General features: G+C 46.3%; 2 protein-coding genes and 1 tRNA gene. All 3 read right to left on the bottom strand.

What is annotated here, in order from left to right:
* Nucleotides 1-131: 131 nt before the first annotated feature.
* On the bottom strand, nt 132-875 hold the full coding sequence (gene istB / locus A3757_RS03450) for an IS21-like element helper ATPase IstB (RefSeq protein WP_068510186.1): 744 nt from the start codon (nt 873-875) through the stop codon (nt 132-134).
* Nucleotides 865-2,379, bottom strand: coding sequence for an IS21 family transposase (gene istA, locus A3757_RS03445; protein ID WP_369819522.1), 1,515 nt, complete (start codon nt 2,377-2,379; stop codon nt 865-867). The genes istB and istA overlap by 11 nt, the downstream gene beginning before the upstream one ends.
* A gap of 199 nt (nt 2,380-2,578) precedes the next feature.
* Nucleotides 2,579-2,655 (bottom strand) — tRNA-Ile (locus tag A3757_RS03440).
* Nucleotides 2,656-2,801 lie beyond the last annotated feature (146 nt).

Below are 2,801 nucleotides of genomic sequence, written 5' to 3'. Positions count from 1 at the left end.
TTGACCTTGTTAGTTTAGCCTATAAAAACACTAGTGTTAATTTGCATGTAAAACTGACCCGGCTTTTGCACTTAATTTTGACCCGCCTGAGAGGCCAGATTATGGCCTGAACTTTTCTTTTATTTCCAGTTTTAAATTCGTTTATTAGTAGATTCTTTGTAGCGGTAACTTTCGTTACCTGTTTCAATGATGTGACAGTGATGCGTTAGTCGATCAAGTAATGCGGTTGTCATCTTTGCGTCACCGAAGACTTGGCTCCACTCTGAAAAGCTTAAGTTAGTCGTGATAATCACACTTGTTTTCTCATATAGTTTGCCTAGCAAGTGGAATAGTAATGCGCCTCCCGTTTGACTAAAGGGCAAGTAACCAAGTTCATCTAAGATAACCAAGTCTGTATGGCTTAACCTGTTCGCAATGCGTCCCGCTTTACCTTCGAGTTTTTCTTGTTCAAGTTGATTCACAAGTTCAATGGTCGATAAGAAGCGCACTCGTAGTCGGTGGTGTTGGATGGCTTGTACGCCTATTGCCGTTGCTAAGTGAGTTTTACCCGTGCCAGGGCCTCCTATAAGTACGATGTTGTGGCTGCCTTCGATGAACTCACAGCGATGAAGCGCTTTGACAAGCGTTTCATCTACACTGCTTTGATTGAAGTCAAAGCCAGCTAGGTCACGGTAGGCTGGGAACCTTGCATGCTTCATCTGATAAGCGATTGATCGCACTTCTCGATCTGTTACTTCAGCTTTGATCAAGGCTTCAAGAATGGGCTGTGCTTGAAGGTAAGATGGCCCAGCTTGCTGTGATAGCTCCATAACACTGTTGGCCATACCGTGTAGTTTGAGTTGTTTGAAGGTGTGGATCATGGTTTCAATGTGCATAAGGATGACCTCTTAGTTGATCGTAGCGTTGTGTGTTGGCAATAGGTTCTTCGTTTAGAATGAGAGAGGGTGGTGTTAGCAAAGGCTCAGGTGTTTCCTGTTCGATGAGTCGGCTCAAACAGTTCATTACATGCTGTTTTGAGGGGTGCCCGCATCGCAGAGATTCCTCAACCGCTTGCTCAACCAGCTGTTCGTCGTGATGAAGTACCAAGGCCAATATCTCGACCATTTCTCGATCACCACCTTGTCGTCGAAGTAAATACTTTTGAATGGACTTGAAGCTGTCTGGCAAGGTCTCGAACGGTGCGCCGTTACGCAGTGCTCCTGGTTTGCGTTGAGCCACGGCTAGATAATGTCTCCATTCATACTTGGTGATACCTGCATCATGCTTGCGATTGAAGATACGTCTATGTCTTGCTATCTCCTTGCCTTCGGCAACGATAACGATTTCAGCTGCATAAACATGAAGACTCACATGCTGGTTAGCAAAGCTTGCCGGGACACTATAGCGGTTACGCTCGAACGTAATTAAGCATGTAGAAGAGACTCGCTTAGTCTCTTCTACATAGCCATCGAATGGCGCTGGGACAGGCATTAAACATGGCCGTTCTTGTCGCCAGCATTCAGCAACCGTTAGATTGGATTGTTCTGGGTGTTTTTGGCGGTGCCACAGTTCAATACATTGGCGTTCAAGCCAAGCATTAAGTTCTTCGAGAGTCTTGAACTTGGGAGCGGTATGCCATAACTGATGCCGAGCATCTCGCACCTTTTTCTCGACTTGGCCTTTCTCCCAACCTGCAGCTGGATTACAGAACTCAGCTTCAAACAGATAATGACTGACTAGCGTTTGGAATCGGCGATTAACATCGCGCTGTTTACCTGATCGTACCTTATCCACAGCAGTCTTCATGTTGTCGTAGATGCCGCGTTCAGGCACGCCACCAAAGACCCGAAATGCATGATTGTGTGCATCAAACAGCATCTCGTGCGTTTGTTTGTAATAAGCTCGCAGGAAGAAAGCTCGACTATTGCTTAGCTTGAAGTAAGCAACTTGAAGGCAGCACTTCCGACCATTGATCGTGGCGAAATCTTCGCCCCAATCAAACTGGAATGCTTCGCCTGGTGCAAAAGTCAGTGGAACATAGACTCGCTTAGCGGCAGTGCTCTTTGCTTCATGTTGCTCTTGTCGCCACTGCCGTGCAAACGCAGCAACACGATCATAGGAACCGGTGTAACCCAGTTGTACTAAATCCTGGTATAGCTGCTTGACTGACTTACGCTGCTTTCGATGCTTTTTCACCTCACGGTGAAGCCAGCAGGTTAAGGTCTTCTCGTAGTCATCCAGCTTACTCGGCGACTTCCTTGCAGGGTAGCTTGGGTCTAAATTTCTATTATTGAGGTATTTACGAACAGTATTTCGTGACAATCCGGTCTTCCGAGCAATCGATCGAATCGATTGTCCCTCCCGAATATGCCAGCGTCGAATTACGCTTAGTAGAGCCACGTCTATCACTCCATTTTCTCCTGCTTTGCTGAAGCAGGGATAGGTTTATACGTGGGTCAAAATTCGATGCAAATATATGGCTTTAGTGGGTCAGTTTTGGGTGCAAATCAACAATGAGGCCAATGTAGCACTGATGTAGCACAACTTATTCCAAGCATGCCAGCTACTAAAATAACCAATTGAAATAAAAGAAGAAAAATGGTGCCCCCTCCCTGACTTGAACAGGGGACCTACCGATTATGAGTCGGGTGCTCTAACCAACTGAGCTAAGGGGGCACTGATTTTGGCTTTGAGCCAAGAGATGATCCAGAGAGTTCTTGATCAATACGGGGCGCATTATACTGCGCCCCGAAAGAAGATGCTAGAGGAAAATGCTTATTCGTCCAGGAAGCTTCTTAGGTGATCTGAGCGGCTTGGATGGC

The organism is Oleiphilus sp. HI0117 (assembly GCF_001635235.1).
Note: the sequence above shows the minus strand (reverse complement) of the source record. Positions and strands in the feature narration are given on the sequence as shown.